Annotated in this window: 28 protein-coding genes and 1 riboswitch; of the genes, 24 read left to right on the top strand and 4 right to left on the bottom strand. The window is 44.9% G+C overall.

Going from position 1 to position 23,733, the window contains the following annotated elements; all coding sequences use genetic code 11:
- The first annotated feature begins 1 nt into the window (after position 1).
- From pstA to CXF70_RS17395, 7 genes are all read left to right on the top strand, one after another.
- Positions 2 to 880: a phosphate ABC transporter permease PstA gene (pstA, locus tag CXF70_RS17425; RefSeq protein WP_101803701.1), complete on the top strand. Its 879-nt coding sequence runs from the start codon at positions 2 to 4 to the stop codon at positions 878 to 880.
- 18 nt (positions 881 to 898) lie between these two features.
- Positions 899 to 1,729, top strand: a complete 831-nt coding sequence (gene pstB / locus CXF70_RS17420) for a phosphate ABC transporter ATP-binding protein PstB (protein ID WP_101803700.1) — start codon at positions 899 to 901, stop codon at positions 1,727 to 1,729.
- 18 nt (positions 1,730 to 1,747) lie between these two features.
- A complete protein-coding gene (gene phoU, locus CXF70_RS17415; protein WP_084246098.1) occupies positions 1,748 to 2,407 on the top strand; it encodes a phosphate signaling complex protein PhoU in 660 nt (219 codons plus the stop codon).
- Positions 2,408 to 2,584: 177 nt separating this feature from the next.
- Positions 2,585 to 2,734, top strand: a complete 150-nt coding sequence (gene rpmG / locus CXF70_RS17410) for a 50S ribosomal protein L33 (protein WP_081986929.1) — start codon at positions 2,585 to 2,587, stop codon at positions 2,732 to 2,734.
- 58 nt (positions 2,735 to 2,792) lie between these two features.
- Positions 2,793 to 3,368, top strand: coding sequence for a 5-formyltetrahydrofolate cyclo-ligase (locus CXF70_RS17405; protein ID WP_101803699.1), 576 nt, complete (start codon positions 2,793 to 2,795; stop codon positions 3,366 to 3,368).
- Positions 3,365 to 3,553 (top strand): YqgQ family protein, encoded by a 189-nt coding sequence (locus CXF70_RS17400; RefSeq protein ID WP_101803698.1) that lies wholly within the window; start codon positions 3,365 to 3,367, stop codon positions 3,551 to 3,553. The genes CXF70_RS17405 and CXF70_RS17400 overlap by 4 nt, the downstream gene beginning before the upstream one ends.
- Before the next feature lie 180 nt (positions 3,554 to 3,733).
- The gene (locus tag CXF70_RS17395; protein WP_101803697.1) at positions 3,734 to 5,638 is read left to right on the top strand and encodes an LTA synthase family protein; all 1,905 of its coding nucleotides are present in this window, start codon (positions 3,734 to 3,736) and stop codon (positions 5,636 to 5,638) included.
- A gap of 92 nt (positions 5,639 to 5,730) precedes the next feature.
- Here the strand turns inward: CXF70_RS17395 and CXF70_RS17390 are convergent, their stop codons facing one another.
- The gene (locus CXF70_RS17390) at positions 5,731 to 5,919 is read right to left on the bottom strand and encodes a DUF2759 domain-containing protein (RefSeq protein ID WP_101803696.1); all 189 of its coding nucleotides are present in this window, start codon (positions 5,917 to 5,919) and stop codon (positions 5,731 to 5,733) included.
- 155 nt (positions 5,920 to 6,074) lie between these two features.
- On the opposite strand from CXF70_RS17390, the gene CXF70_RS17385 reads away from it, so the two are divergent.
- Positions 6,075 to 6,704: an MBL fold metallo-hydrolase gene (locus tag CXF70_RS17385; RefSeq protein WP_101803695.1), complete on the top strand. Its 630-nt coding sequence runs from the start codon at positions 6,075 to 6,077 to the stop codon at positions 6,702 to 6,704.
- Between the two features lie 75 nt (positions 6,705 to 6,779).
- On the opposite strand, the gene CXF70_RS17380 is transcribed toward CXF70_RS17385, so the two are convergent.
- Positions 6,780 to 7,016 carry a DUF2626 domain-containing protein gene (locus CXF70_RS17380; RefSeq protein ID WP_101803694.1) on the bottom strand — a complete coding sequence of 79 codons (237 nt, stop codon included), beginning with the start codon at positions 7,014 to 7,016 and terminating at the stop codon, positions 6,780 to 6,782.
- Positions 7,017 to 7,321: 305 nt separating this feature from the next.
- Between CXF70_RS17380 and comGA the strand changes: the two genes are divergently transcribed.
- The 11 genes from comGA to gcvPB all read left to right on the top strand — a co-directional run bounded on the left by comGA (position 7,322) and on the right by gcvPB (position 15,863).
- Positions 7,322 to 8,365: a competence type IV pilus ATPase ComGA gene (gene comGA / locus CXF70_RS17375; RefSeq protein WP_101803786.1), complete on the top strand. Its 1,044-nt coding sequence runs from the start codon at positions 7,322 to 7,324 to the stop codon at positions 8,363 to 8,365.
- Positions 8,319 to 9,362: a competence type IV pilus assembly protein ComGB gene (gene comGB / locus CXF70_RS17370; protein WP_101803787.1), complete on the top strand. Its 1,044-nt coding sequence runs from the start codon at positions 8,319 to 8,321 to the stop codon at positions 9,360 to 9,362. The genes comGA and comGB overlap by 47 nt, the downstream gene beginning before the upstream one ends.
- Before the next feature lie 13 nt (positions 9,363 to 9,375).
- Entirely contained in the window at positions 9,376 to 9,696 is a 321-nt protein-coding gene (gene comGC / locus CXF70_RS17365; RefSeq protein ID WP_084246084.1) for a competence type IV pilus major pilin ComGC, read from the top strand.
- Positions 9,627 to 10,118 carry a type II secretion system protein gene (locus CXF70_RS17360; RefSeq protein ID WP_145990743.1) on the top strand — a complete coding sequence of 164 codons (492 nt, stop codon included), beginning with the start codon at positions 9,627 to 9,629 and terminating at the stop codon, positions 10,116 to 10,118. The genes comGC and CXF70_RS17360 overlap by 70 nt, the downstream gene beginning before the upstream one ends.
- A gap of 25 nt (positions 10,119 to 10,143) precedes the next feature.
- A complete protein-coding gene (locus CXF70_RS17355) occupies positions 10,144 to 10,407 on the top strand; it encodes a hypothetical protein (RefSeq protein ID WP_101803693.1) in 264 nt (87 codons plus the stop codon).
- Complete coding sequence (locus CXF70_RS17350; protein WP_101803692.1) at positions 10,395 to 10,841, top strand: ComGF family competence protein; 447 nt, start codon at positions 10,395 to 10,397, stop codon at positions 10,839 to 10,841. Before CXF70_RS17355 ends, CXF70_RS17350 begins: the two co-directional genes overlap by 13 nt.
- Positions 10,822 to 11,025, top strand: a complete 204-nt coding sequence (locus CXF70_RS17345) for a hypothetical protein (protein ID WP_101803691.1) — start codon at positions 10,822 to 10,824, stop codon at positions 11,023 to 11,025. The genes CXF70_RS17350 and CXF70_RS17345 overlap by 20 nt, the downstream gene beginning before the upstream one ends.
- Before the next feature lie 23 nt (positions 11,026 to 11,048).
- Entirely contained in the window at positions 11,049 to 11,561 is a 513-nt protein-coding gene (locus CXF70_RS17340; RefSeq protein WP_101803690.1) for a shikimate kinase, read from the top strand.
- Between the two features lie 141 nt (positions 11,562 to 11,702).
- A riboswitch (glycine riboswitch) is annotated at positions 11,703 to 11,794 on the top strand.
- Positions 11,795 to 11,935: 141 nt separating this feature from the next.
- Entirely contained in the window at positions 11,936 to 13,033 is a 1,098-nt protein-coding gene (gene gcvT / locus CXF70_RS17335) for a glycine cleavage system aminomethyltransferase GcvT (RefSeq protein ID WP_101803689.1), read from the top strand.
- Between the two features lie 27 nt (positions 13,034 to 13,060).
- A complete protein-coding gene (gene gcvPA, locus CXF70_RS17330) occupies positions 13,061 to 14,407 on the top strand; it encodes an aminomethyl-transferring glycine dehydrogenase subunit GcvPA (RefSeq protein ID WP_101803688.1) in 1,347 nt (448 codons plus the stop codon).
- Positions 14,400 to 15,863 (top strand): aminomethyl-transferring glycine dehydrogenase subunit GcvPB, encoded by a 1,464-nt coding sequence (gcvPB, locus tag CXF70_RS17325; RefSeq protein ID WP_101803687.1) that lies wholly within the window; start codon positions 14,400 to 14,402, stop codon positions 15,861 to 15,863. Before gcvPA ends, gcvPB begins: the two co-directional genes overlap by 8 nt.
- A gap of 51 nt (positions 15,864 to 15,914) precedes the next feature.
- Here the strand turns inward: gcvPB and CXF70_RS17320 are convergent, their stop codons facing one another.
- Positions 15,915 to 17,186 carry an ATP-binding protein gene (locus tag CXF70_RS17320; RefSeq protein WP_101803686.1) on the bottom strand — a complete coding sequence of 424 codons (1,272 nt, stop codon included), beginning with the start codon at positions 17,184 to 17,186 and terminating at the stop codon, positions 15,915 to 15,917.
- 63 nt (positions 17,187 to 17,249) lie between these two features.
- Positions 17,250 to 17,633, bottom strand: coding sequence for a rhodanese-like domain-containing protein (locus CXF70_RS17315; protein WP_084246066.1), 384 nt, complete (start codon positions 17,631 to 17,633; stop codon positions 17,250 to 17,252).
- 483 nt (positions 17,634 to 18,116) lie between these two features.
- On the opposite strand from CXF70_RS17315, the gene CXF70_RS17310 reads away from it, so the two are divergent.
- The 5 genes from CXF70_RS17310 to accB all read left to right on the top strand — a co-directional run bounded on the left by CXF70_RS17310 (position 18,117) and on the right by accB (position 23,730).
- Positions 18,117 to 20,675 (top strand): vitamin B12-dependent ribonucleotide reductase, encoded by a 2,559-nt coding sequence (locus tag CXF70_RS17310; protein ID WP_101803685.1) that lies wholly within the window; start codon positions 18,117 to 18,119, stop codon positions 20,673 to 20,675.
- Positions 20,676 to 20,826: 151 nt separating this feature from the next.
- Positions 20,827 to 21,267: a type II 3-dehydroquinate dehydratase gene (gene aroQ / locus CXF70_RS17305; protein ID WP_084246062.1), complete on the top strand. Its 441-nt coding sequence runs from the start codon at positions 20,827 to 20,829 to the stop codon at positions 21,265 to 21,267.
- Positions 21,268 to 21,269: 2 nt separating this feature from the next.
- Positions 21,270 to 22,331, top strand: coding sequence for a M24 family metallopeptidase (locus tag CXF70_RS17300; RefSeq protein WP_304528602.1), 1,062 nt, complete (start codon positions 21,270 to 21,272; stop codon positions 22,329 to 22,331).
- A 16-nt stretch (positions 22,332 to 22,347) separates the two neighbouring features.
- Positions 22,348 to 22,908, top strand: a complete 561-nt coding sequence (efp, locus tag CXF70_RS17295) for an elongation factor P (protein WP_084246060.1) — start codon at positions 22,348 to 22,350, stop codon at positions 22,906 to 22,908.
- 312 nt (positions 22,909 to 23,220) lie between these two features.
- Entirely contained in the window at positions 23,221 to 23,730 is a 510-nt protein-coding gene (accB, locus tag CXF70_RS17290) for an acetyl-CoA carboxylase biotin carboxyl carrier protein (protein WP_101803683.1), read from the top strand.
- Positions 23,731 to 23,733: the final 3 nt, after the last annotated feature.

The following is a 23,733-nucleotide window of genomic DNA, read 5'->3' as shown; positions in this document are numbered from 1 at the left end:
GATGAGATATATAGAACACGACAACGTCGTGAGACGGATGAATGGAAGAAATCTCGTCAATAAATTATTCAAATCGATATTTCTCCTTGCAACGCTGTCTGCTTTATTGGCCCTGGTCATTTTGCTTTACCAGATTGTGTCCCAAGGGGTCAATCACCTGTCGTTTGATTTTCTGGTCAATTACGCTTCCAGATTTCCCGAACAGGCGGGCATCAAAGCCGCATTGGTCGGTTCGATCTGGCTGATGCTGGTGGTTGCACCGACGTCCATCATCCTGGGTGTGGGATCGGCGATTTATCTTGAAGAATACGCCGGCAAGAATCGTATCACCACATTTATCCAGATGAACATTTCAAATCTGGCGGGTGTGCCGTCTGTCGTATTCGGTTTGCTCGGACTTACGATTTTTGTCCGCGCGCTGGCACTCGGCAACAGCGTACTGGCAGCAGGCTTCACAATGAGCCTTCTGATTCTTCCGGTCATCATCGTTGCTTCGCAGGAAGCGATCCGTTCCGTTCCGGGTGAATTGCGCGATGCTTCCTATGGGATGGGTGCTACAAAATGGCAGACTATCGTTAAAATCATCCTGCCTGCAGCAATTCCAGGGATTTTGACAGGCAGCATCCTGGCCTTATCACGGGCTATTGGTGAAACCGCACCATTGATCGTAGTCGGGATACCGGTGATCATCCAATTTCTTCCTAAGGGAGTGATGGATACATTTACGGCATTGCCTATGCAAATCTATGATTGGTCAAGCCGACCGCAGCTGGAATTCCAGCAAGTCGCAGCTGCAGGCATTATCGTTCTGATGGTTGTCCTGCTGTTAATGAATTCAGTGGCAGTCATCATCCGCAATAAATTCGAGAAACGCTACTAGAGTGGAAGGGGTTCTACTATGTCAACGACAAATACTATCTACAACAACGGTAAAACAGCTGAACTTGTAAAGGACGATTCAACCAGTTCCGCATCAAAAATTGTTTATGATACGCAACAATTGAATCTATGGTATGGCGATAATCATGCACTGAAAAATATTGATCTGGATATTAAGCAAAATGAAGTCACTGCAATCATCGGGCCCTCAGGATGCGGTAAATCCACGTATCTGAAAACTTTGAACCGGATGGTGGAGCTTGTCCCATCAGTTAAGACTTCAGGGCAGATCCTTTACCGGGGTCGCAACATTTTTGACAAGGATTACGGAGTGGAAGAACTACGGACGCGTGTCGGCATGGTTTTCCAGAAACCGAATCCATTTCCAAAATCCATTTATGATAATATCGCTTACGGACCACGTATCCATGGCATTAAAAACAAAAAAATTCTGGATGAAATCGTGGAAAAAAGCCTTCGAGGCGCAGCTATTTGGGATGAAGTGAAGGACCGCCTGCATGAAAATGCATACAGCGTTTCAGGAGGGCAGCAGCAGAGAATTTGTATAGCTCGCGCGCTGGCCATTGAACCGGATGTTATTTTAATGGATGAGCCGACTTCAGCTCTTGACCCGATTTCGACGCTCAAAATTGAAGAACTTGTCCAGGAACTGAAAAAAGATTACAGCATCATCATTGTGACGCATAATATGCAGCAAGCTGCGCGTATTTCGGATAAGACAGCGTTTTTCCTGAACGGTGAAGTAATCGAATATGATAAAACGGATACAATTTTTTCAAATCCTTCAGATAAACGCACAGAAGATTATATTTCCGGCAGGTTCGGCTAAGAAAGGGAGCGTTCCATTTTGTCAGTACGTGAAAAATTCGATACAGAATTGCATTCATCCCAAGACCAATTGATCCAGTTAAGTACGATGGCAGTTGATGCGCTTGGAAAATCGGTCAGTGCATTGCTTAATCATGATATTGATGCTGCACTGGAAGTTATTGAAGATGATGTCCAGATCAATAGGCTGGAGGAAGAAATCAATGACCGCGTGATCCTGTTGATCGCTAAACAATCTCCCGTTGCAACCGATCTGCGCAGATTGATTGTCATCATTAAAGTGGCAACGGATATGGAGCGGGTAGGGGACTACGCGGTGAATATCGCTAAAGAAACGATTCGTCTGGGCAAAGAAGAGCATCTGGCTCCGATTGTACAAATCGAAAAAATGCATAAGCTCGCAACGACCATGCTGATGCAGGTCATAGATGCTTTTGTGGAAGAAGACGTAGCGAAAGCCAAAGAAATAGCGGAACTCGATGACCAGGTGGATGACCTGTATGGGCAGGTGTTGACACAATTAATGCTTGCTGGAAGCGAGGATCCGGAGAAAATCAGCCAGATCACCCAGTTGGCGTTCATAGGCCGCTATATGGAACGGTCTGCAGACCATGCCACCAATATTGCCGAACAATTATTTTACTTGGTGCGCGGCAGGCATTACGATCTGAATAAATAAGGACGGTCCGGCGGTCACTATTCCGCCGGCTTTTTTTCGACTGGAATTTCGCAATTTGCCATCTTATATTTTATGAATATTATCAGTAGACTTTATGGTGATATATGCTATAATAATTAAGTCGTATAGATCTTGCTTATTTAAAAATGATCTTTGAAAGAATTAGGAGGGAAACCGATGCGTGTTAACATCACTTTAGCTTGTACAGAATGTAGCGAACGTAACTACAGCACTGTTAAAAATAAGCGCAACAACCCTGAGCGTCTTGAAATGAAAAAATATTGCTCACGTGAACGAAAAATGACTTTACACCGTGAAACTAAGTAATGAATGGACCGCCAAAACCTCTGGGTTTTGGCTTTTTTCTTTTAAAGGGGTGTCTGATATGGGAAAAACGAGCCAGCGTAAAGAAATGATCAATGAACTGAAGGCAATGGATCCGGAAAACCATCGGGTAAAGTCTGAAGCAATCATCCAGTTTCTATTAAAAGAAGAAGCATTTCAGCAGGCTGAAGTAATCGGCCTCACAATATCAGCTTTTCCGGAAGTCGATACCCACAGGCTGATCGAAGAATGCTGGAAAGCCGGTAAAAAGACCGTGGTGCCGAAATGCGAACCGCTTTCGCGCAGCATGGACTTCAGGAATATTGATTCTTTCGACCAATTGGAAACAGTATATATGAAGCTTCAGGAACCCATTATTGATCAAACGGAACCTGTGAAGCCTGATCAAATAGATTTGCTGATTGTGCCTGGTGTAGTTTTTTCGCGAGACGGCTACCGCATCGGATTTGGCGGAGGTTATTATGACCGCTATCTGACGAATTATAGAGGATTTACCATATCCCTTGCATTTGCAGCCCAAATCAAAGAGTATGTACCTGTCGAAGGGCATGACATTCCAGTTCAGCGCATCTGCACCGAATATGGCTGCAAGGATGCCGGGCAGGTGAATGGATGAATAACTTATACGATGTGATGCAGCTGCTGAAAAGGTATGGCACGATTATATACACAGCAGATAAAAAAGCTGACCTGCATTTGATGGAAGAAGAAATCAGGGAACTGTATCGATTGCAGTTCATAACAGCAAAGGAATTTTCCTCCACATTATTGATTTTGCGCAGTGAACAGAAGAAAATCTAAAAGAATTTCCGTTTTTTTGAAACTTTCCAGCGTTTCATCCGTCTATTAAGAGGGTAAATATTATGTTGTGGTTATGTAATATTTCAGTAAACATTGGATTAACAATTAAGCTGTAATTTCAAAAAGAAATGGAATTGATATGAATGACAAAATGTATCGAAAAGAGGAGGATGTTTTGGGATGTTAAAAAGAGAATGGCCTAAACATTCAATTCTTGCAATCGCAATCATCGCAACCTGGTTAAAAACCTACATTGTTTACAAAACAGCATTTTCAATCACGATTGATAATGCATTGCAGGAATTCATCTTGTTCATTAATCCGTTGAGCATGCTTTTATTACTATACGGATTAGCCTTGTTCTTTAAAAGTGAAAAGGCAAAAAACCGATATTTACTCATCATGACATTAGTGACATCGGCCATCTTGTACGGTAACGTCGCATTTTACCGCTTTTTCAGTGATTTCATCACATTGCCGCTGCTTTTTCAAACCCAGAACTTCGGTGATTTGAAGTCCAGTGCAGCAGCCAGCATTTTTTGGACAGATATCTTTTATTTCTCTGATTTCCTGATTGTGCTGCTGGCAATCAAGTTCCTGCCGACAATGAAGATCACAGAAAAAGCATCTTCTGTTCAAAGGAAAGCGTATTTCATCCTGTCAGCCGCTCTAATGTTCTTCAATTTGGGGTTGGCTGAAGCAGAACGTCCGCAATTGCTGACGCGGAGTTTTGACCGGGAAATGCTGGTGAAGAATATCGGGATGTATAATTACCACTTGTATGATGTTTACATCCAATCGAAGTCACAGGCTCAACGTGCGTTGGCAAACGGTTCTGAATTGGTTGAAGTCACCAATTACGTAAGTTCAACACAGGCTGAACCATCTGATGAAATGCACGGCATTGCCAAGGATCGCAATTTGATCGTGGTAACCCTTGAATCGCTTCAGACGTTCGTCTTGAATAATGAGATGAATGGACAGACGATCACACCATTCATGAATGAATTGACGAAAGACAAGGATACTATCTACTTCCCGAATTTCTATCATCAAACAGGACTTGGGAAAACGTCCGACTCGGAATTCATTCTTGAAAATTCACTTTATCCTCGTGGAGGAAGTGCTGTTTTCTTCACTCACAGTGGTAACACCTATAACTCGATGGCTGAAAAGCTTGGAGAGAATGGGTATTTCACGAATGTACAACATGCCAATACGAAAAGTTTCTGGAACCGCGATATTATGTATCAGGCGCTTGAAATTGACGAATTCCAGGATATAGAAAGCTTTACAATCGAAGAAGGCCAGGCGGTCAACTGGGGCATGAAGGATGTTCCATTCATGCAGCAGTCTGTTGAACACATGACTGAGATGCAGCAGCCGTTCTACAGTCGTCTTTTGACATTGACGAATCATCATCCGTTCTATTTGGATGAGGAAGATAAATTCATTTCCGAGTTCGATTCCAATTCAGGGACTTTGAACCGTTATTTCCAAACGGCAAGATACTTGGATGAAGCTGTCAAGGAATTATTCGAAGAATTGAAAGCTAAAGGTCTCTATGAAAATTCCATTATTGTCATGTATGGTGATCATTACGGAATTTCCGAGAACCATAATGCTGCCATGTCCCAGTTCCTAGGGAAAGAAATAACACCTTATGATACAGCTCAACTTCAGAAAGTGCCTTTCTTCGTGCACATTCCAGGATACGGTGAAGGCCATGTCAATGAAGAGATTGGCGGCCAGATCGATATGCGTCCGACGATCTTGAATTTGATGGGGATCGAAGGGGATGAGGATATCCAGTTCGGTGATGATCTGTTTTCGGAAGAACGTGAAGAGTTCACAGTGTTCCGTGACGGACGATTCATTACCGGGGAAAATGTTTATGCCGGAGGCTCATGCTATGATCTGGAAACAGGTGAAATAGACGATCCGGCAGGTTGTGAGCCGTTCATCGATCGTGCTATGCAACAGTTGAACTATTCGGAAGCCATCATCAACGGTGACCTATTGAGGTTTTATGACGAAGAAACCGGCGAGCTTTTGACTGATGAAGCTCCCGCAGCAACACAATAAAAAAACGGACCTTTTGAAGGTCCGTTTTTTTAAATGATTAAAGGAAATAAAAAAGCTGTTGTTGCATAGGATGCAACAACAGCTTTTTCATATTAATTCAATGATGGTGGAAAGCCTTGTGTGATTGCTGTAGCTACTGCAAAGGCTCCAAAAATGGCAAAAGTTCCGAAATTAAATAAAAATCCTAATACTTCTTTGTTTTTCAATGTCTGTACAGTGCCTATTGCGGCTAAAACTGCAATGAGGCCAAAAATGAGTATTAATATCCAACCTGATTCCATATATATGACACTCCCTTCAACATTAACAGCCAGTGCCGTCGTGTTCTATACTATTGTAAAGAATTTATCTTGTTTTGTCGAGCGTGAAAAGTGGCAATCTATTGAACAGTCACTTGAAAAGGGTCCGTGATATAATTGAAGCAGAGGTGAAAATAATGCTGAAAATTGAACAATTGGAATTAGGCCCAGTTCAGACGAATTGTTACATCGTTTCAAATGAGGAAAAGGAATGTCTTATATTTGATCCGGGCGAGGAAGAAAAACGAGTCATAGCCCTTTTGAAAAAACGCGATCTTAAGCCTTTGGCAATCTTACTGACACACGCACACTTCGATCACATTGGAGCTGTCGATGCACTGCGGGATTCCTATGGAGTGCCTGTCTATCTGCATCAACTCGAAAGGGAGTGGCTTGGCCGACCTAATCTGAATGGCTCTGGAAAATATGCTGCATTGCCGGATTACCGGGTAAAGGATGCGGATGTTTTGATCAATGAGGAAACCGAACTTGTGCTGGGATCTTTCAGGATGGATTTATTACATACACCGGGGCATTCCCCTGGAAGTGTCAGTTTTTCATTTCCGGAAGAAAGATTCGCTATTGTCGGTGATACATTATTCCGGGGGAGCATAGGAAGGACTGACCTGATCGATGGCTCTGAAACAAAACTTCTCCATTCGATCCGCACCTCCTTATTGACACTGGCGCCGGATACGGTCCTGTTTCCGGGACATGGCCCTGATACGACTCCGGCTGAAGAAGCCGGAAGCAATCCGTTCCTGTAAAATTTCGAGTTCTGCAATCAAATTAAAAAAGCGGCCAATGCTGGCCGCTTTTTTTGGTTAATATTTTGATTAATGTCATCCACCCGGAATATGGATGAAAGTTGAGTAGTATGTGAAGCCGACGAAGAATACTGTTAGGTAAGCCGCGAAGATATACATATACATACGCTCAGAAATATTTAAAAATCCTAGAAGTACAAAAAATCCGGTGTTGGCAACCATCAATAAAGAAACTTCCACCATATCGCCTACATAAAACAGAACTGCGAAAATCCCAGTCCACCATCCCATTAATTTAAACATGTTATCCATGGGTAATCCCTCCTTTGCCACAACACAATAATCTCATATTTATTATATAGGAAAGCGAGTCGTTGTGTAAACCGCGAGTTCCCCTTTCTTTGTGACAAACCGGTGTAATATGGCAATAAAAAATATATAGGCAGGAAGCGACCGGAAGCGACCGGAAGCGGATCATGTGTCAAAAATCATTTTTGCCCCGAAAAGCGGGGGGTAAAAAATTATTATGGCATAAACTATAGCGCTTGGAAATAGTCGTGGTTATACTATGGGGGAACAGTGTGGCGGCGCTGTTCAAAACCGTACAGGAGGGAATCATGCAGGAAATCATCGAACGGAAATGCACCGAGCTGCTGCAAAAAGCAGCTGACTGTGACACGACTGATATCCATATCCAACCCGCACCTTCTTGCTATAATGTTTCTTTCCGCTCATTCGAAGGATTGCGGCAAGTAACACAAATCCCCTTTGATTTTGGCGATCGGATGATTGCCTATTTCAAATATCTATCCCTTTTAGACATGAGTGAAAAAAGAAAACCTCAAACTGGCTCCTTCCATCTTCCCATTGAAAACAAATCCTTTTATTTTCGCATATCGACTTTGCCTTCTGTCTTGACGAAAGAAAGCATCGTAATCCGCATAATGCCGGACGAAGCAGCCAAGCCCATCCATGAACTGGCGGCTTTTCGGGATTCTGCCAGACTGCTTGAAAAATTATCCGAATCAGGCCAAGGATTGATTTTGCTTACTGGACCGACAGGCTGCGGTAAATCGACAACCCTCTATTCGCTGTTGAAACATTGTGCTGATAAACTGAACCGCAATATCATAACCCTTGAAGATCCAGTAGAGCGGAAAAATCAGGCAATCCTCCAGATTCAAGTCAATGAAAAAGCGGGTCTGGATTATGCAGCCGGCTTAAGAGCCATTTTAAGACATGATCCCGATATTATCATGATCGGTGAAATCCGTGATGCCGAAACAGCCCATATTGCTGTGCGTGCAGCGTTGACAGGCCATCTTGTATTTTCGACAATCCATGCGAGGCATTCTGTTGGCTGTCTTCACCGTCTGCGAGACCTTGGTATTTCATATGAAGATATGTCACAGACCCTGATAGCGGTTTCCGCTCAACGCATCATGCCGGTTTTCGCTGAAATGGGTGATGATCGGCCATCCTACCGCGCACTATACGAAATCCTGCACGGCAACCGTCTGGAAGAAGCGCTGGAAGCTGCGAAGGACAATAAAACATACCTTCTGCCTGAGCGTCTTTCCTTCGTGGGCCAAATACGGGAAGGGGTGGCGATTGGTGCATTTGAACGTCAGGAAAGAATCCCGGAAGATCCATCTGCGTGACCGCAGCCGATTTCTTGAAAGGTTGTCCGTGCTGTTAACGGAAGGCTATTTATTGCCCACTGCATTGAAACTTCTTTTACCGATCCACTGCAGGACGCTCGAAGCTGCGGAAGCAGGATTGGATTCGATATTAAAAAGTGGAGGCAATGCAGCGGAGTTGTTGAAATTCCTTGGTTTTAAGGACAGTGTGCTGTTTCCGGTAGAGATAGCCGAACATCATGGGAGGTTGTCCGAATCATTGCAGAGTATCGCTAAGAGTTACGGAAGAACTGAACAGGTCCGGACAAAATTAAGGAATATATTGGTTTATCCGGTGTCCCTGCTTGGCTTCACTTCGTTGCTGTTCCTGTTTTTCAGATTGAATTATGTGCCGAACCTGACCGAGTTGATGGCTTCTTTACAAAGCGGAGAGGGGAACAGCGGCGTCCCGGGCTATTTACTCAAACTGCCGGATTTTTTTATAACGGGCATAGCTGTCAGCCTGATTAGCGCATTTGTTTTTTGGAAGATTTTAAAAGCCCGGAAGGTCCGCGTCCAGATCAATTGGCTGCTGCGCATACCTGTCGTAAAACAATATATCCGGCTCTATTGGTCACATTTGATTGCCAGGGAACTCGGTACATTGGTCCACAGTGGAATTTCACTGCAGGAGTCAGTGAAGGTTTTGACTGAACAGAACCATCATGGGATCGTCCGTTTTATCGCGGGGAATATTAAATCAGAAATCATTCAAGGGCAGCCGTTATCGACAGCTGTTGAGCGGATGGCTATTCTGTCAACCGACATGCCGGCATTTTTGAAGCACGGCGAGCTCACGGGTTTTCTCGGTAAAGAGCTGATCCTGTACAGCGACGTCCAGATGGAACAAATTGAGCAGCACACCCAAAAATGGCTGCGGATCATCCAGCCGACATTCTTTATCATCATAGCCGCATGTATTGTCGCCGCTTATCTGGCGATTTTACTGCCGATGTATAATTTAGTCCACACAATTTAAGGAGGAGAAATATATGACGAAATTGAAAAATCAAAAAGGCTTTACGCTGATTGAAATGCTGATTGTCATGTTGATCATCACGGTTTTAATAGCTATCGCAATTCCGAATGTCTCAAAACAGACGACAGCAGTGGATGAAAAAGGGTGTAAAGCATTTGTCCAGATGGTCCAAGGGCAAGTGGAGTCTTTCAGGATGGATGAAAAGAAAGTGCCGACTATCGCTGACCTCGTGACAGAAGGCTATCTGAAAGCTGATGAAACCGATTGTCCGAATGGAGACATTGTAAACATTTCAACAGATGGTGTAGTGTCATCGTCCAAACCGGCTGTGTAACGAATAAGGGATTCTCGCTGCTGGAAGTGGTGATCGTCTTGGCACTCCTGATGGCAACCATCGGCATCGGTTTGCCGGCGTATAACCAGATTGCGGTCCAAAAAGAAGAAGAGCGATTTTTTCAACTCCTTAAAAACGATATCTATTTTGCCCAAACGGAAGCTTATCGTTCTGGATTATCTGTTTCCGTCATGTTCAGGGAAGTCGGGCGATACGATTTGGTGCAAAATCAATTCAGCCCCATTTCATCACGTGAGTTTCCTGATTCCGTCATTTTGCAGAAGACAAGCAATTTGAGTTCGATCGGTTACTGGTCAAACGGATCGGTGATCGCTTCCGGCACTTTAAGGTTTTTGACGAGCACAGGTGAAAGAACGATCGTAGTCCATCTTGGTAAAGGAAGGGTGGTTTTCTCTGGATGAAAAGGGCCTGTCATGGGCGGAAACGATGCTTAGCCTGCTGATCATCTTTATGCTGTTCGGAACCCTTTTGCCGACTATGCAAAAAATGCAGCAGACACTTGATGATAAGCAACTGCGCGCTACAGCTTTTGAGACTCTCCATGAAGCGGCGAAAATCATAAAGGCTTATGGTGAAATACAGGGAGTGCGAACCGTTAATGGCGTCATCTTTTCCTGGGACTATCACAGCGAGTTATGTGTCCGGTATAAAAATTACCGGTCAATGCAGGAGACCATATGCCTGGAATAAAAAAATGGAAACTTCGTTCAGAGGCAGGGTTCATCTATTTCGATGCATTGATTGATTTGGTTCTGACAGCGGCAATCCTGCCTCTTATCGTCCTGTTCTATTTGTACACAACAGAATATATGAAAGATCTGGATGCCGGCGAAATGGAGTGGCGGCTGTTTACAACTGAAATGCAGAATTATTTGACAGGAATCGATTCCATAGAAGTCATCAATGGCGGAACAGGCTTTCGTGTAATTCAAGCCGGTGTCGAATATGATATCGAAGTTTACGGGTCTATACTCCGTAAACAAAAATTCAATCAGGGACATGAAATAATGCTGACTGGCATAAGCGGATGCACGTTCAGTATCGAGGAAGAAACACTGAAGATATCTGCCGTGCGTTCAAATGGAAAAGAGGAGAGCTCCGAATATGCCATTACAGGTCCTTAAATCCGAAAAAGCCGCTGCTTACCCTGTATCAATCATTTTTTTCCTTTCAGCTTTGATTGTCATGTCGCATGCTGCCGCGCTCTATGCGCAACATTATAAAATATATGATGGATTGGAAAATATGCACCGGCATGCTACTATACAACTACTGGCAGAAATCGAGAAAAATAAAATACCTGAATGATTTGGGTAGTATCGGGTGGTTGGATGAAAAGAATTTATTTGGTCGGATTTATGGGATGTGGAAAAAGTGCTGTCGGCAGGCGACTCAGTTTTCTGCTGAAAATGCCTTACTATGATATGGATAAGGAAATTGCAAGACAGATGGGGATGACCGTAGCAGCTATATTCGAGAGCCGCGGAGAAGCTTATTTCAGGGAGCTGGAAACACAATTTCTCCGAACTCTGAAAGATGAAGATTGCATTGTCTCCACAGGAGGCGGTGTGGCAATGCGTGATATCAACAGAAGAATAATGCGGCAGACTGGCCTTGTCTTGTTTCTGGATGCGCCTTTCAGGGAAATTTGGCGAAGGATCCACAAAGATCCTAAACGCCCGATTGTTGTAAATTCGACGAAAGAGCAGATAGAAGCTTTATATAAAACCCGTTATCCTCAATATAAAGCCGTTGCTCATATCACCATCCGCACTGAATTCCGGACGTTAAGACAGATTACGCAATATGCAGCCTTCCAAGTGAATCGATTAAAAGGCGGATGATTAAGGTGAAAAAAAGTATAACGTTCGTGTTTTGACTCACTCATTAAAAAAGATTGCGCTTACCCTTCAATAATGTTAGGATATAGACGAAGTTATACGATTCTGTATAGCGCTATGGACCAATCATTTTGATTTGGGCGGATGAAAGCACGGGGAGAGTACGCGAAAGCGTCGCCGAAGGAGCAAATGGCAGCAGCCGTGAATCTCTCAGGCAAAAAGACTCGTGCCGGACGCATCTCTGGAGAGTGTTGCTCTGCAACTACCAAAGAGGAAAACCGTAACGGTAAACTTTCAGGTTCCAGGACAGAGATTTCCCTTAACAGGGGAATCTCTGTCCTTTTTTTGTGGAATTTGATCAAAGAGGAGGAAGTTGAATGGGAGAGTTAAAACGTACACCGCTATTCGAGTCATATTCACAATACGGCGGTAAGACAATCGATTTCGGGGGCTGGGAATTGCCTGTGCAATTTTCAAGCATCAAAGATGAACATGAGGCTGTAAGAACAAAGGCTGGGCTTTTCGATGTTTCACATATGGGGGAAATTCTTGTATCAGGTTCGAACAGCCTGGAATTTCTTCAGAAGCTGCTGACAAATGATATTTCAAAAATCAAGGATGGACAAGCCCAATACACGGCTATGTGTTATCCGGACGGCGGGACTGTCGACGATCTATTGACTTACCGTTTTGATGAAGAAAATTATATGCTGGTAGTCAATGCCTCGAATATCGAAAAAGATTTTGAATGGATGCAAAAACAATCGATCGACGGTGTCGAGTTGAAAAATGTTTCTGATCAATACGGATTACTCGCATTACAAGGCCCGCTTGGCGAACAGGTTCTCCAACGCCTGACTGAAGAAAGCTTGGCGGACATCAAACCTTTCCGCTTTAAGAAAGACGTTCTGATCGGCGGTTACCCGGTCCTTATTTCCCGTACTGGGTATACCGGTGAAAACGGTTTTGAAATATATGCTTCTCCTGAAGCATCCATAGCGTTATGGGACGATTTATTAAAAGAGGGCAAAAATGACGGTGTCATTCCAGCAGGTCTTGGTGCGCGTGATACCTTGCGCTTTGAAGCTTGTCTTGCTCTTTATGGCCAGGAACTTACAAAAGATATTTCACCGTTGGAAGCAGGCATCAATTTTGTCGTCAAATTGGCTAAAGATGATTTTGTCGGAAAAGAGGCTCTTGCAGAGCAGAAGGAAAATGGCGTTCCACGTAAACTTGTCGGCATTGAAATGATCGACAAAGGAATTCCGCGCCACGGTTATGCAGTCTACTTGAATGATGAAAAAATCGGTGAAGTGACCACGGGAACTCAATCACCTACCTTAAAGAAAAATATCGGACTCGCTCTAATTTCCGCGGAACATGCAGAACTTGGCAAGGAACTTGAAGTGGAAATCCGCAATAAACGCATGAAAGCTATTACTGTAGAAACACCGTTTTATAAACGCAGCAATTAATTTCAATTGAAAAGGGGACAGCTATCGATGAAACATCGCTATTTACCAATGACGCCTCAAGACGAAAAAGCAATGCTCGATACAATCGGCATCCAGTCGATTGATGAATTATTTGCCGATATTCCGGAGAAAGTAAGGTTCAAAGGCAAATATAATATCAAACCCGCAAAATCAGAAAGTTCATTGACAAAAGAATTATCGCAATTGGCTGCAAAAAATGCCGATTCCAATACGTACGCTTCTTTCCTTGGAGCGGGGGTTTATGACCACTACAAACCGATCATTGTAGACCACGTCATTTCACGCTCCGAATTCTATACAGCCTATACACCATATCAGCCTGAGATTTCACAGGGTGAATTGCAGGCGATTTTCGAATTCCAGACAAAGATCAGTGAATTGACGGGTATGGAAATTGCAAACTCTTCAATGTACGACGGTGGAACGTCACTGGCAGAAGCGGGGATGCTCGCTGCCGGGCATACGCGCCGCAAAAAAATCCTGGTTTCACGCGCTGTGCATCCTGAATCCCGTGATGTCGTGCGGTCGTATGCACTTGGACAGTCTATCGCGGTAGAAGAAATTCCATTGAAAGATGGCCATACGGACCTTGATGCTTTGAAAGAGATGATCGACGATAATACAGCTGCTGTCATGATTCAGTATCCGAACTTCTTCGGACAGGTTGAGAACTTGAAGGAAATTGAGCCGATCGTCCATGAAGCAGGTGCATTATTCACAGTTTCATCGAACCCGCTAGCGCTTGGGGCTTTGACGCCTCCAGGTAAATTGGGCGCTGATATTACAGTGGGAGACGCCCAGCCATTCGGTATTCCTGAAGCATTCGGCGGACCTCATTGCGGTTATTTTGCCGTGACTAAAGCGCTGATGAGAAAAGTGCCGGGACGTCTTGTTGGTGAAACGACCGACGAAGACGGGCGCCGTGGATTTGTATTGACTTTACAAGCGCGTGAGCAGCATATCCGCCGCGACAAAGCCACTTCGAATATCTGTTCGAACCAAGCGCTGAACGCTCTTGCTGCATCTGTTGCCATGACTGCTCTCGGCAAGGAAGGCACCAAGGAAATGGCCATCCAAAACATTACGAAAACCTACTATATGAAACAGCAATTGAAAGCAGCCGGTTTTGAAATCGCTTTTGATGGCGCACATTTCAATGAAATCGTCGTAAAAACAGATTCACCGGTCAAAGAGCTGAATGCCTCCCTGCTGCAAAAAGGGATGATCGGCGGGTATGACCTGGGCTTGAGCTATGATGAGTTCGATAACCATATGCTGATCGCCGTTACGGAACAGCGCACTAAAGAAGAAATCGATGCATTCGTGCAGGAAATGGGGGCTACTCATGCATAAAGACAATCAACCGCTCATTTTTGAAATGACTAAAGAAGGTCGCGTAGGCTACAGCCTGCCGGAACTCGATGTACCTGAAATCGATCTTGCTGAGTTATTGCCGGAAGGCCTGGTCCGTGATGAGGCTGCTGATCTGCCGGAGGTTTCAGAACTTGATATCATGCGCCATTACACGGCATTGTCAAAACGTAATCACGGCGTCGATTCCGGTTTCTATCCACTGGGCTCATGCACAATGAAGTACAATCCGAAAATCAACGAATCCGTAGCAAGATACTCCGGCTTCGCTAATATCCATCCGTTGCAGGACGAATCCACAGTGCAGGGTGCCATGGAATTGATGTATGACCTTCAGGAACACTTGAAGGAAATCACCGGAATGGATGAAGTGACCCTTCAGCCGGCAGCCGGTGCGCACGGGGAATGGACAGGATTGATGATGATCCGCGCTTTCCACGAAGCAAACGGGGATATGAAACGCACAAAAGTCATCGTTCCTGATTCGGCCCACGGTACAAACCCCGCATCTGCAACCGTAGCAGGATTTGAAACCGTTACAGTCAAGTCAAATGAACACGGACTTGTGGATCTGGAAGATTTGAAGCGCGTCGTGGGAGAAGACACAGCCGCTTTGATGCTGACTAACCCGAATACATTGGGTCTTTTCGAAGAGCAGATCCTGGAGATGGCGGCTATCATCCACGAAGTCGGCGGCAAGCTTTATTATGACGGCGCGAACTTGAACGCCGTTATGTCCAAAGCGCGTCCTGGCGATATGGGCTTCGATGTTGTCCACTTGAATCTTCATAAAACATTCACCGGACCTCACGGAGGCGGTGGACCGGGATCAGGTCCGGTAGGCGTCAATAAAGATTTATTGCCATTCCTGCCAAAACCGATTCTTGTCAAAAAAGACGGCGTGTTCGCATTTGATTACGACCGTCCACAGTCAATCGGTCGAGTTAAGCCGTTTTACGGAAACTTCGGCATCAACGTGCGTGCATACACTTATATCCGTTCAATGGGGCCGGATGGCTTAAAAGCCGTGACGGAATATGCTGTATTGAACGCGAACTATATGATGCGCAGATTGCAGGAGCATTTCGACCTGCCGTATGACCGCCATTGCAAACACGAATTTGTGCTGAGCGGCCGCCGCCAGAAGAAATTGGGTGTCCGCACGCTGGATATGGCTAAGCGCCTGCTTGACTTCGGCTATCATCCGCCGACAATCTACTTCCCGTTGAATGTAGAAGAAGGCATGATGATCGAACCGACTGAAACTGAATCGAAAGAAACGCTTGATGCTTTCATCGACGCAATGATCCAGATTGCGCGTGAAGTGGAAGAGAATCCTGAAATTGTTCAGGATGCGCCTCATACCACAGTCATCAAACGCCTTGATGAAACAAAAGCTGCGCGGAAACCGGTTCTTCGTTACCACAAAGCTGAATAGGATACAAAAAAGCCTGGGAGCAAATTTGCTTCCAGGCTTTTTTCATTTCAATTAAAATCCGATAAAGGAATCAGCTTCTTGCCAATTATTGCGGTCAGCTCTTTTATTTTGCTGCAGGAGTTCTTCGATGCGTTTTTCATAAGCGGAATCTCCATCGTAATGCCAGTTCAGCGCACTGGACATATAGAGCTCGTTCAGCTGGGAAATTGACAGTCCTTTGGTCCGGCTTGCCATATCCGATAATTGTGCTTCGGTGAATATATGATTGATGTCTAATTTCTGCAGGTAGGTCTTCCTTAGCCGTTGGGATGGTGAAGGTATTTCATAGGCCCGGTCGAACCGTCCCGCACGGTTAATCAGCGCCGGATCGATTTTTTCGGGGTAATTGGTTGTTCCGATTACAAATAGTCCTTCGCGGGCCTGAGTGCCGTCCAGCGTATTCAAGAAGACGGAGCGTGTGTATTCCGGCATCGAATCGATGTCTTCGATGACCAGGATGGCAGGAGCTAGCCGTGAAACGATGCTGAACACTTCCTGGATAGTGGAACTGTTCGTGTACTCTGTAATCTGCCAATAGACGACAGGTGCTTCTGTCGATCCGGTGATCGATTTGACGAGAGTCGTTTTGCCGTTGCCGGGTGAACCATATAGAAGGATGCCCCGTTTATAAGGGATTCCATAGTTTCTGAAAAACTGCCCATCGTCTTTGAAGAATTCATCGATGGATCTGAAAATATCTTTCTTGACCGATTCGTCCAAGATTACATCAGACCGTTCAATGATGGCGTGAGTGCTGAAATTCCGGCGACGGACGCCGTCGTCTGTATCGACCAGGAAAGTGATATTGTTCATCAGCATCTGCCTTAGCAATTCGTCTATCGCTTGCAGGAAACTATGGGCGGCTTCGACGGATTTGGCATAGCATTGGAATTCCGGCCAGCTTGTTTCCGCATGTGTATAGAAAGTCAATTGGGTGACAGCGACATCGTGTCCGGGAAAATAAATGATCCGATTCTCAAATGTCGTATCGATTGAAAGATTCGTGCTGTGAATGTCTTCAGCGGCATTTGTGATTTTTCCTTGAGGACGTGCTTCATAAATGAAAGCGAGGGTATCATACTCCAGCTGTCCTTTTTTCATCATGTCCAGAAGGTGGGTATGCAATTGCATAAAAGGTTCTGCGACATCGATATGCTTCCACGGGCCGCTCGAAACTTCATTGAGGCAATTGAAGATCCTGTTTGAAACTTCAGCTATGTTTGCGTATACAGGCAAAGAGTCCTTTAGGCTAGGGTTGTGGGGGAAAAGGATGTTTTCTGTCATTTCAGGCCTCCGTAAAATGCGGATTTTTGTAAAAAAAGCTCTTCCGGATGGAAGAGCTGTCTGTCAGGATTTAGATTTGATCTTGCCGGTCCATTGCTTGAACCCGCCTTGCAATTGATACAATTGGTCATAACCCTGTTTTTTCAAATAGATGGCTACACGTCCTGCCCGAGCGCCGTTCTGATCATATAAATATACAGGTTTATCTGACCGTATTTCTTTATGGCGCTGGCGCAATTGAGTCTGCGGAATGTTGCGCGCCCCAAGTATATGGCCGGCGGCGAAATCTTTCGGTTCACGCACGTCGATCAGCTGGGCTTTCCTATAGCCTTCGATGAACTGGTCCTGCGTCAAAGTAGTGACTGCTTTTTTCATGCGGAAATATGACACCACCGCGTAAGCGATTATAGCGAATAAAATCGCTGCGATAAAATACAAGAATTCCAATGGTCTTTCCCCTTTCTATTCTTTCTTCATTATAAAAGATAAAGGTCTTTTAATTCAATGGCAATATTCATGTATGTAAGAGAAAAAGAGGCGATGCTGTGAAATTTTGGAGATTACGTATATTTACTCAATCATGAAAATTTATCATTGCCATGAAGATGAAACCTGCCTGAGTCTCAGTCCGGAATGGATACAATATTTAGACTTATCAGCTCATCCAAGAGAGAAAGCAGACAGGGCGGGTAGTCGAGCGTTGTTATGTGTTAAAAGTTGAATAAATGCAAATTGGTGCAAAAAATATCACTTTCGACTCATTTTAATTTTCACGCCTGCTCAGAACCTTGTTGTGATGGAGGTTTTGAAGAAATGAATATGGGAATCAAAATTTTGTTATGGAATAGAGTTTCAATATCTAGTATCATGGGAAAAGTATTAATACTATATATAGTGTTTGCTCTTATAATATAAAGGAGGAATTGTCAAATGGTTTCTGCAACTAATTCTGTTTATACGTTAAATCCTGAGGCTTTAAACAAGGACATCGAACAGTTTCAACAAGTGTTTCCGATTACGCCGGATATGACGACAACTCATAAAGGCGTGTCAAGGCTGGTTATGATCGACCGGTATTCATTCAAGGATACGGAAAAGAAAACTTTGAAAGCTGGAGATTTCGTAGTTCTGACGGTTAAAGAGGATCCAAAATTCCCTGCGCGCGGATTAGGATTTATCGTTTCGGTCAATCGCGCGGCGAATCAGGCTGAAGTTTGGATTGAAGAAGACTACCGCAGTGCAATCGATAACCAGGATGATCTTGAAAACGGAATTGTTGTAAGGTCGCTGGACGTTATTGAAAAGCCTCTTGAGGTTTATTACGAACAGATCGCCAAACGGAATGCAGCAGGTCTTTCTTCTGTTGAAGAAACAGAAGAAAAACGCCAGGAATGGTTCGATAAATTTTATGAACAGCTCGTTGGCCTGAAGTTCATACCTGCAGGCCGGGTCCTTTATGGAGCAGGAGCAGATACGGATGTCACTTACTTCAATTGCTATGTAATGCCGTTTGTCGCAGATTCACGCGAAGGCATTTCCGACCACCGCAAACAAGTGATGGAAATCATGAGCCGCGGAGGAGGCGTTGGGACGAATGGATCGACATTGCGTCCGCGCAATACATTAGCCCGCGGAGTCAACGGCAAGTCATCCGGTTCAGTATCTTGGCTGGACGATATCGCTAAATTGACGCACCTTGTTGAACAGGGCGGTTCACGGCGCGGTGCGCAGATGATCATGCTCGCCGACTGGCATCCGGATATTGCGGAGTTCATTATTTCCAAAATGCAGAACCCTCGTATTCTCAGATACCTGATTGAAAATACGGAAGACGAAACGATCAAGAAATTGGCTAAAGATAAATTGAAATTTAAACCGTTGACGGAGCAGGAAGAGGCTATGTACCAAGGCGTCTTAAATTACCGTGCGATTCCAGGGATGGGCGGTTTCAATGAAAAAATCATGCGGGATGCTGAAACAAAGCTCCGCGACGGCGGAACTTATTCTGTACACAATGAAGAATTCCTGACAGGCGCTAATATTTCAGTTACATTGACCAGCGACTTCATGACAGCTGTTGAAAATAATGAGAATTTCGATTTGCGGTTCCCGGCTGTCGAATCCTATTCTAAAGAAGAAATGGCTATATACAATGAACAATGGCAGGAAGTTGGAGATGTACGCGAGTGGGAACGGATGGGCCATAAAGTGCGCACATATCGCACAATGAAAGCGCGCGATCTTTGGAACCTTATCAATGTTTGCGCCACGTACTCAGCGGAACCGGGAATATTCTTCATCGATAACGCAAATGAAAAGACGAATGCCAAAGCATATGGCCAAAAAGTCGTTGCTACCAACCCTTGCGGCGAACAGCCACTGGCGCCTTATTCAGTATGCAACCTCGCTGCAGTAAACCTGGCGCAATTCGCCGATCCAAAAACAAAAGAAGTCGATTTTGAATCGTTGAAAGAAACAGTGCGTGTCGGTGTCCGCATGCAGGACAATGTTATCGATGCAACTCCTTATTTCCTGGAAGAGAACCGCATCCAGGCACTCGGCGAACGCCGCGTCGGACTAGGTGTCATGGGGCTTGCCGATCTATTGATCTACTGCGACAAAGAATACGGTTCGCCTGAAGGCAATGAACTCGTTGATCGGATTTTCAAAACAATAGCTGTAGCAGCTTATGAAGTTTCGACTGAACTGGCTGCTGAACGCGGAAGCTTCCCGTTCCTTGAAGGCGAAACTGAAGAACAGACAGCTGCTCTTCGCAAAGCATTCACAGAAACAGGATTTATGCAGGGCATGCCGGAAGAAATCCGCGAAGGCATCCTGGCAAACGGCATCCGCAATTCGCATTTACTGACGGTTGCGCCAACTGGTTCGACTGGAACGATGGTAGGTGTCTCGACAGGGCTTGAGCCATATTATTCATTCACATACTACCGCAGTGGACGCCTGGGCAAGTTCATCGAAGTGAAAGCGGATATCGTCCGTGAATACTTGAAGAACAATCCTGAAGCTGATGAAGAAAACCTTCCGAAAGCATTCGTGACATCAATGGATTTGGCGCCGGAAGCACATGCTGATGTACAGTGCATCATACAGCGCTGGATTGATTCCTCCATTTCGAAAACAGTCAACGCACCGCGTGGATATACTGTCGAACAAGTGGAAGGCGTCTACGAGCGTCTTTACAAAGGCGGTGCCAAAGGCGGAACGGTCTACGTCGACGGCAGCCGTGATTCCCAGGTGCTGACTTTGAAAGCTGAAGAAAATACATTTGAAGATGATGCGCCGGAAGAAGTTCAGACAAAACGTCCAATCGTTTTGATCGATACCATCCAGGATCTTCGTTCAACAAATGTAACCATCGGTTCAGAAGTGGGCGATACTTGCCCGGTCTGCCGAAAAGGGACAGTCGAGGAAATGGGCGGCTGCAATACCTGCACGAATTGCGCAGCGCAACTCAAATGCGGACTGTAAATTTAACAATGGAAAGCGGAAGCCTCGGCTTCCGCTTTTTCATATGGAGATAAATCTTGTGATCTACGTACGTTCAATTTCCCGCTTACAGTTGCTCGATTCTGCTCGTATGATAAAATAATGAAGAAGTTATTGACGGGGAGTGAAGAAGATGCGCGCTTTAGTTTTAAATGGGCCGAATTTGAACCGGCTCGGCAAAAGGGAACCGGATGCATACGGCACGTTTACACTTGCTGAACTGGAACATGAACTGGAACAGTTCGCATTTGCCAATGGCATTGAATTGACCTGCAGCCAGTCCAATCATGAAGGGGAAATCATCGATTGGCTTCAACAGGCTGAACGCCAGAATTTTGACGGCGTCGTTCTGAATGCCGGGGCTTATACACATACCAGCATTGCTATCCGTGATGCCATCGCTTCCATCCAAGTACCCGTTATAGAAGTACATATTTCAAATGTTCACAAACGAGAAGAATTCCGCCACCATTCCTATTTGGCGCCGGTAGTGGAAGGGCAGATCACCGGATTCGGCAAAGATTCCTATTTCCTTGGTCTGCACGCCTTGCTTTTACGAAATCAGAGAGGATGACTATTTTGAAACTGCAAAAACTTCGCAACGAAATGGCACAAAACGAAATTGAAGCTTTCCTGATCACAAGCGAATTCAATCTTCGCTATATTACTGAATTCACCGGATCTTCGGGATTGGCGATCGTAACTAAAGACAACGCGCTTTTCATTACGGATTTCCGTTACACCGAACAGGCAGCGGACCAAATCAAGGATTTTGAAATAATCCAGGCGAAAACCAATCTATTGGAAGAAGCTGCCGAACAAGTGAAGAAATTAGGTGTGGAAACACTAAGCTTCGAAAAAGATTTTGTTACTTATTCATCATTCGAACAATATAGTGAAAAAATGGATGCCGAATTAAAACCGGTGAGCGGAATTATCGAAAAAATCCGTTTGATCAAGACAGCTGAGGAAGTTGAAATCCTGAAAGCTGCTGCGAAGATTGCAGACGATACTTTTGAATATATCTGCACGTTCATCAAACCGGGTATGACCGAGCTTGAAGTCTCAAATGAACTGGAATTCTTCATGCGTAAACAGGGCGCCACTTCATCGTCTTTTGACATCATCGTCGCCTCGGGTTACCGTTCAGCGTTGCCGCATGGAGTAGCATCCGAAAAAGTGATCGAATCCGGAGATTTCGTCACAATGGATTTCGGCGCTTTATATAAAGGCTATATTTCTGATATCACTCGCACGGTTTCGGTCGGGGAACCTTCCGACAAACTGAAAGAAATCTATCAGGTTGTTCTGGAAGCACAGGAAATGGGCGTTGAAAAAATCGGACCTGGAATGACAGGATTCGATGCTGATGCCATTGGCCGGGACCATATCAAGTCAAAAGGATATGGCGATGCATTTGGGCATTCGACTGGACACGGAATCGGACTGGAAGTCCATGAAGGGCCAGCTCTTTCATTCAAGTCACAAACAGTTCTTGAACCGGGCATGGCTGTGACAGTTGAACCGGGGATTTATTTGCCGGGTATTGGCGGAGTGCGCATTGAAGATGATATACTGATTACCGAGTCCGGAAACGAAAGACTGACCAAGTCTTCAAAAGAGCTTCGCATTTTATAAAAACGGAGGAAATTAAATGATTTCTGTAAACGATTTTAAAACAGGTGTAACAATTGAAGTAGACGGCGGCATCTGGCGCGTAATGGAATTCCAGCATGTCAAACCAGGCAAAGGGGCGGCATTCGTCCGTTCGAAATTGCGTAATCTGCGTACTGGAAGTGTGACTGAAAAGACTTTCCGTGCCGGCGAAAAAGTTGCCAAAGCACAGATCGACAATAAAAAAATGCAATATCTATATGCAAATGGCGATGTCCACGCATTCATGGATACTGAAACTTATGACCAGATCGAGCTTCCTGAAAAAAGCATCGAGTATGAATTGAAATTCCTTCAAGAGAATATGGAAGTTCAAGTCATTCAATTCCAAGGAGAAGTTCTTGGGGTCGAATTGCCGAATACAGTGGTTCTTACCGTAACTGAAACAGATCCGGGGATTAAAGGGGATACGGCAAGCGGCGGTACAAAGCCTGCGCATCTTTCGACAGGTTTGACTGTTCAGGTGCCATTCTTTGTGAACGAAGGCGATCAATTGATCATCAATACGACTGATGCGTCATACGTTTCACGCGCGCAATAAAGAAAAGCGACGGCACCCGTTAAGCTCTGAAAGGCATAAGACGATTGGGCGAAGCGGCGTCTTTTCAGCCGCACAGCCAAAGTGGCTTATGACCCGAAGAGCTGGGTCGCCGGAGTCTGGACAATAAAGAAAAGCGACGGCACCCGTTAAGCTCTGAAAGGTATGAGACAATTTGGCTTATATCTCGAAGAGCTGGGCAGCCGGAGTTTAGAAAATAATGAATAAGGGCCCCCTTTGCCGGGGGCCGTTTTTCTAAAAATGGCATTTCATTAATATTCAATTAAATTTTGTACATAAGGGGAGTAGGGTAATTTGAAAATTCAAGAAATCCGCGAAATTATAAAATTGGTCGACAGTTCGTCCATTAACGAATTCACATATGAAACAGAAGGCACAAAAATCAAGCTCAAGAAAAATGGCGGGGTATCAGCTGATAATTCAGCAGCGCCAATGCAGTCAGCTCTTGCGGCGCCACAGGCTCCTCAAGCACCTGCAGCCCAAGCCGCTCCAGCTGCTCCAGAAGCACCGGCAAAAGAAGAGAAGGCTGAACAGCCATCTGCAACTGAAGCTTCAGATGCAAACACGCACAAAATCCTGTCGCCGATGGTCGGGACGTTCTATCAGTCACCTTCACCTGAAGAAGCTGCATATGTGCAGGTCGGCACGAAAGTTTCCGCTGAACAGGTCGTATGCATCGTAGAAGCCATGAAACTCTTCAATGAAATTGAAGCGGAAGTGGATGGGGAAATTGCTGAAATTCTTGTAAAAGACGGACAACTCGTCGAATATGGCCAGCCTTTATTCCTCGTTAAAACAAACTGAGGA

Origin of the sequence: Planomicrobium sp. MB-3u-38 (assembly GCF_002836425.1) — a bacterium.
GTDB lineage: Bacteria > Bacillota > Bacilli > Bacillales_A > Planococcaceae > Planococcus > Planococcus okeanokoites.
This window is presented reverse-complemented; position numbering and strand designations above follow the sequence as displayed.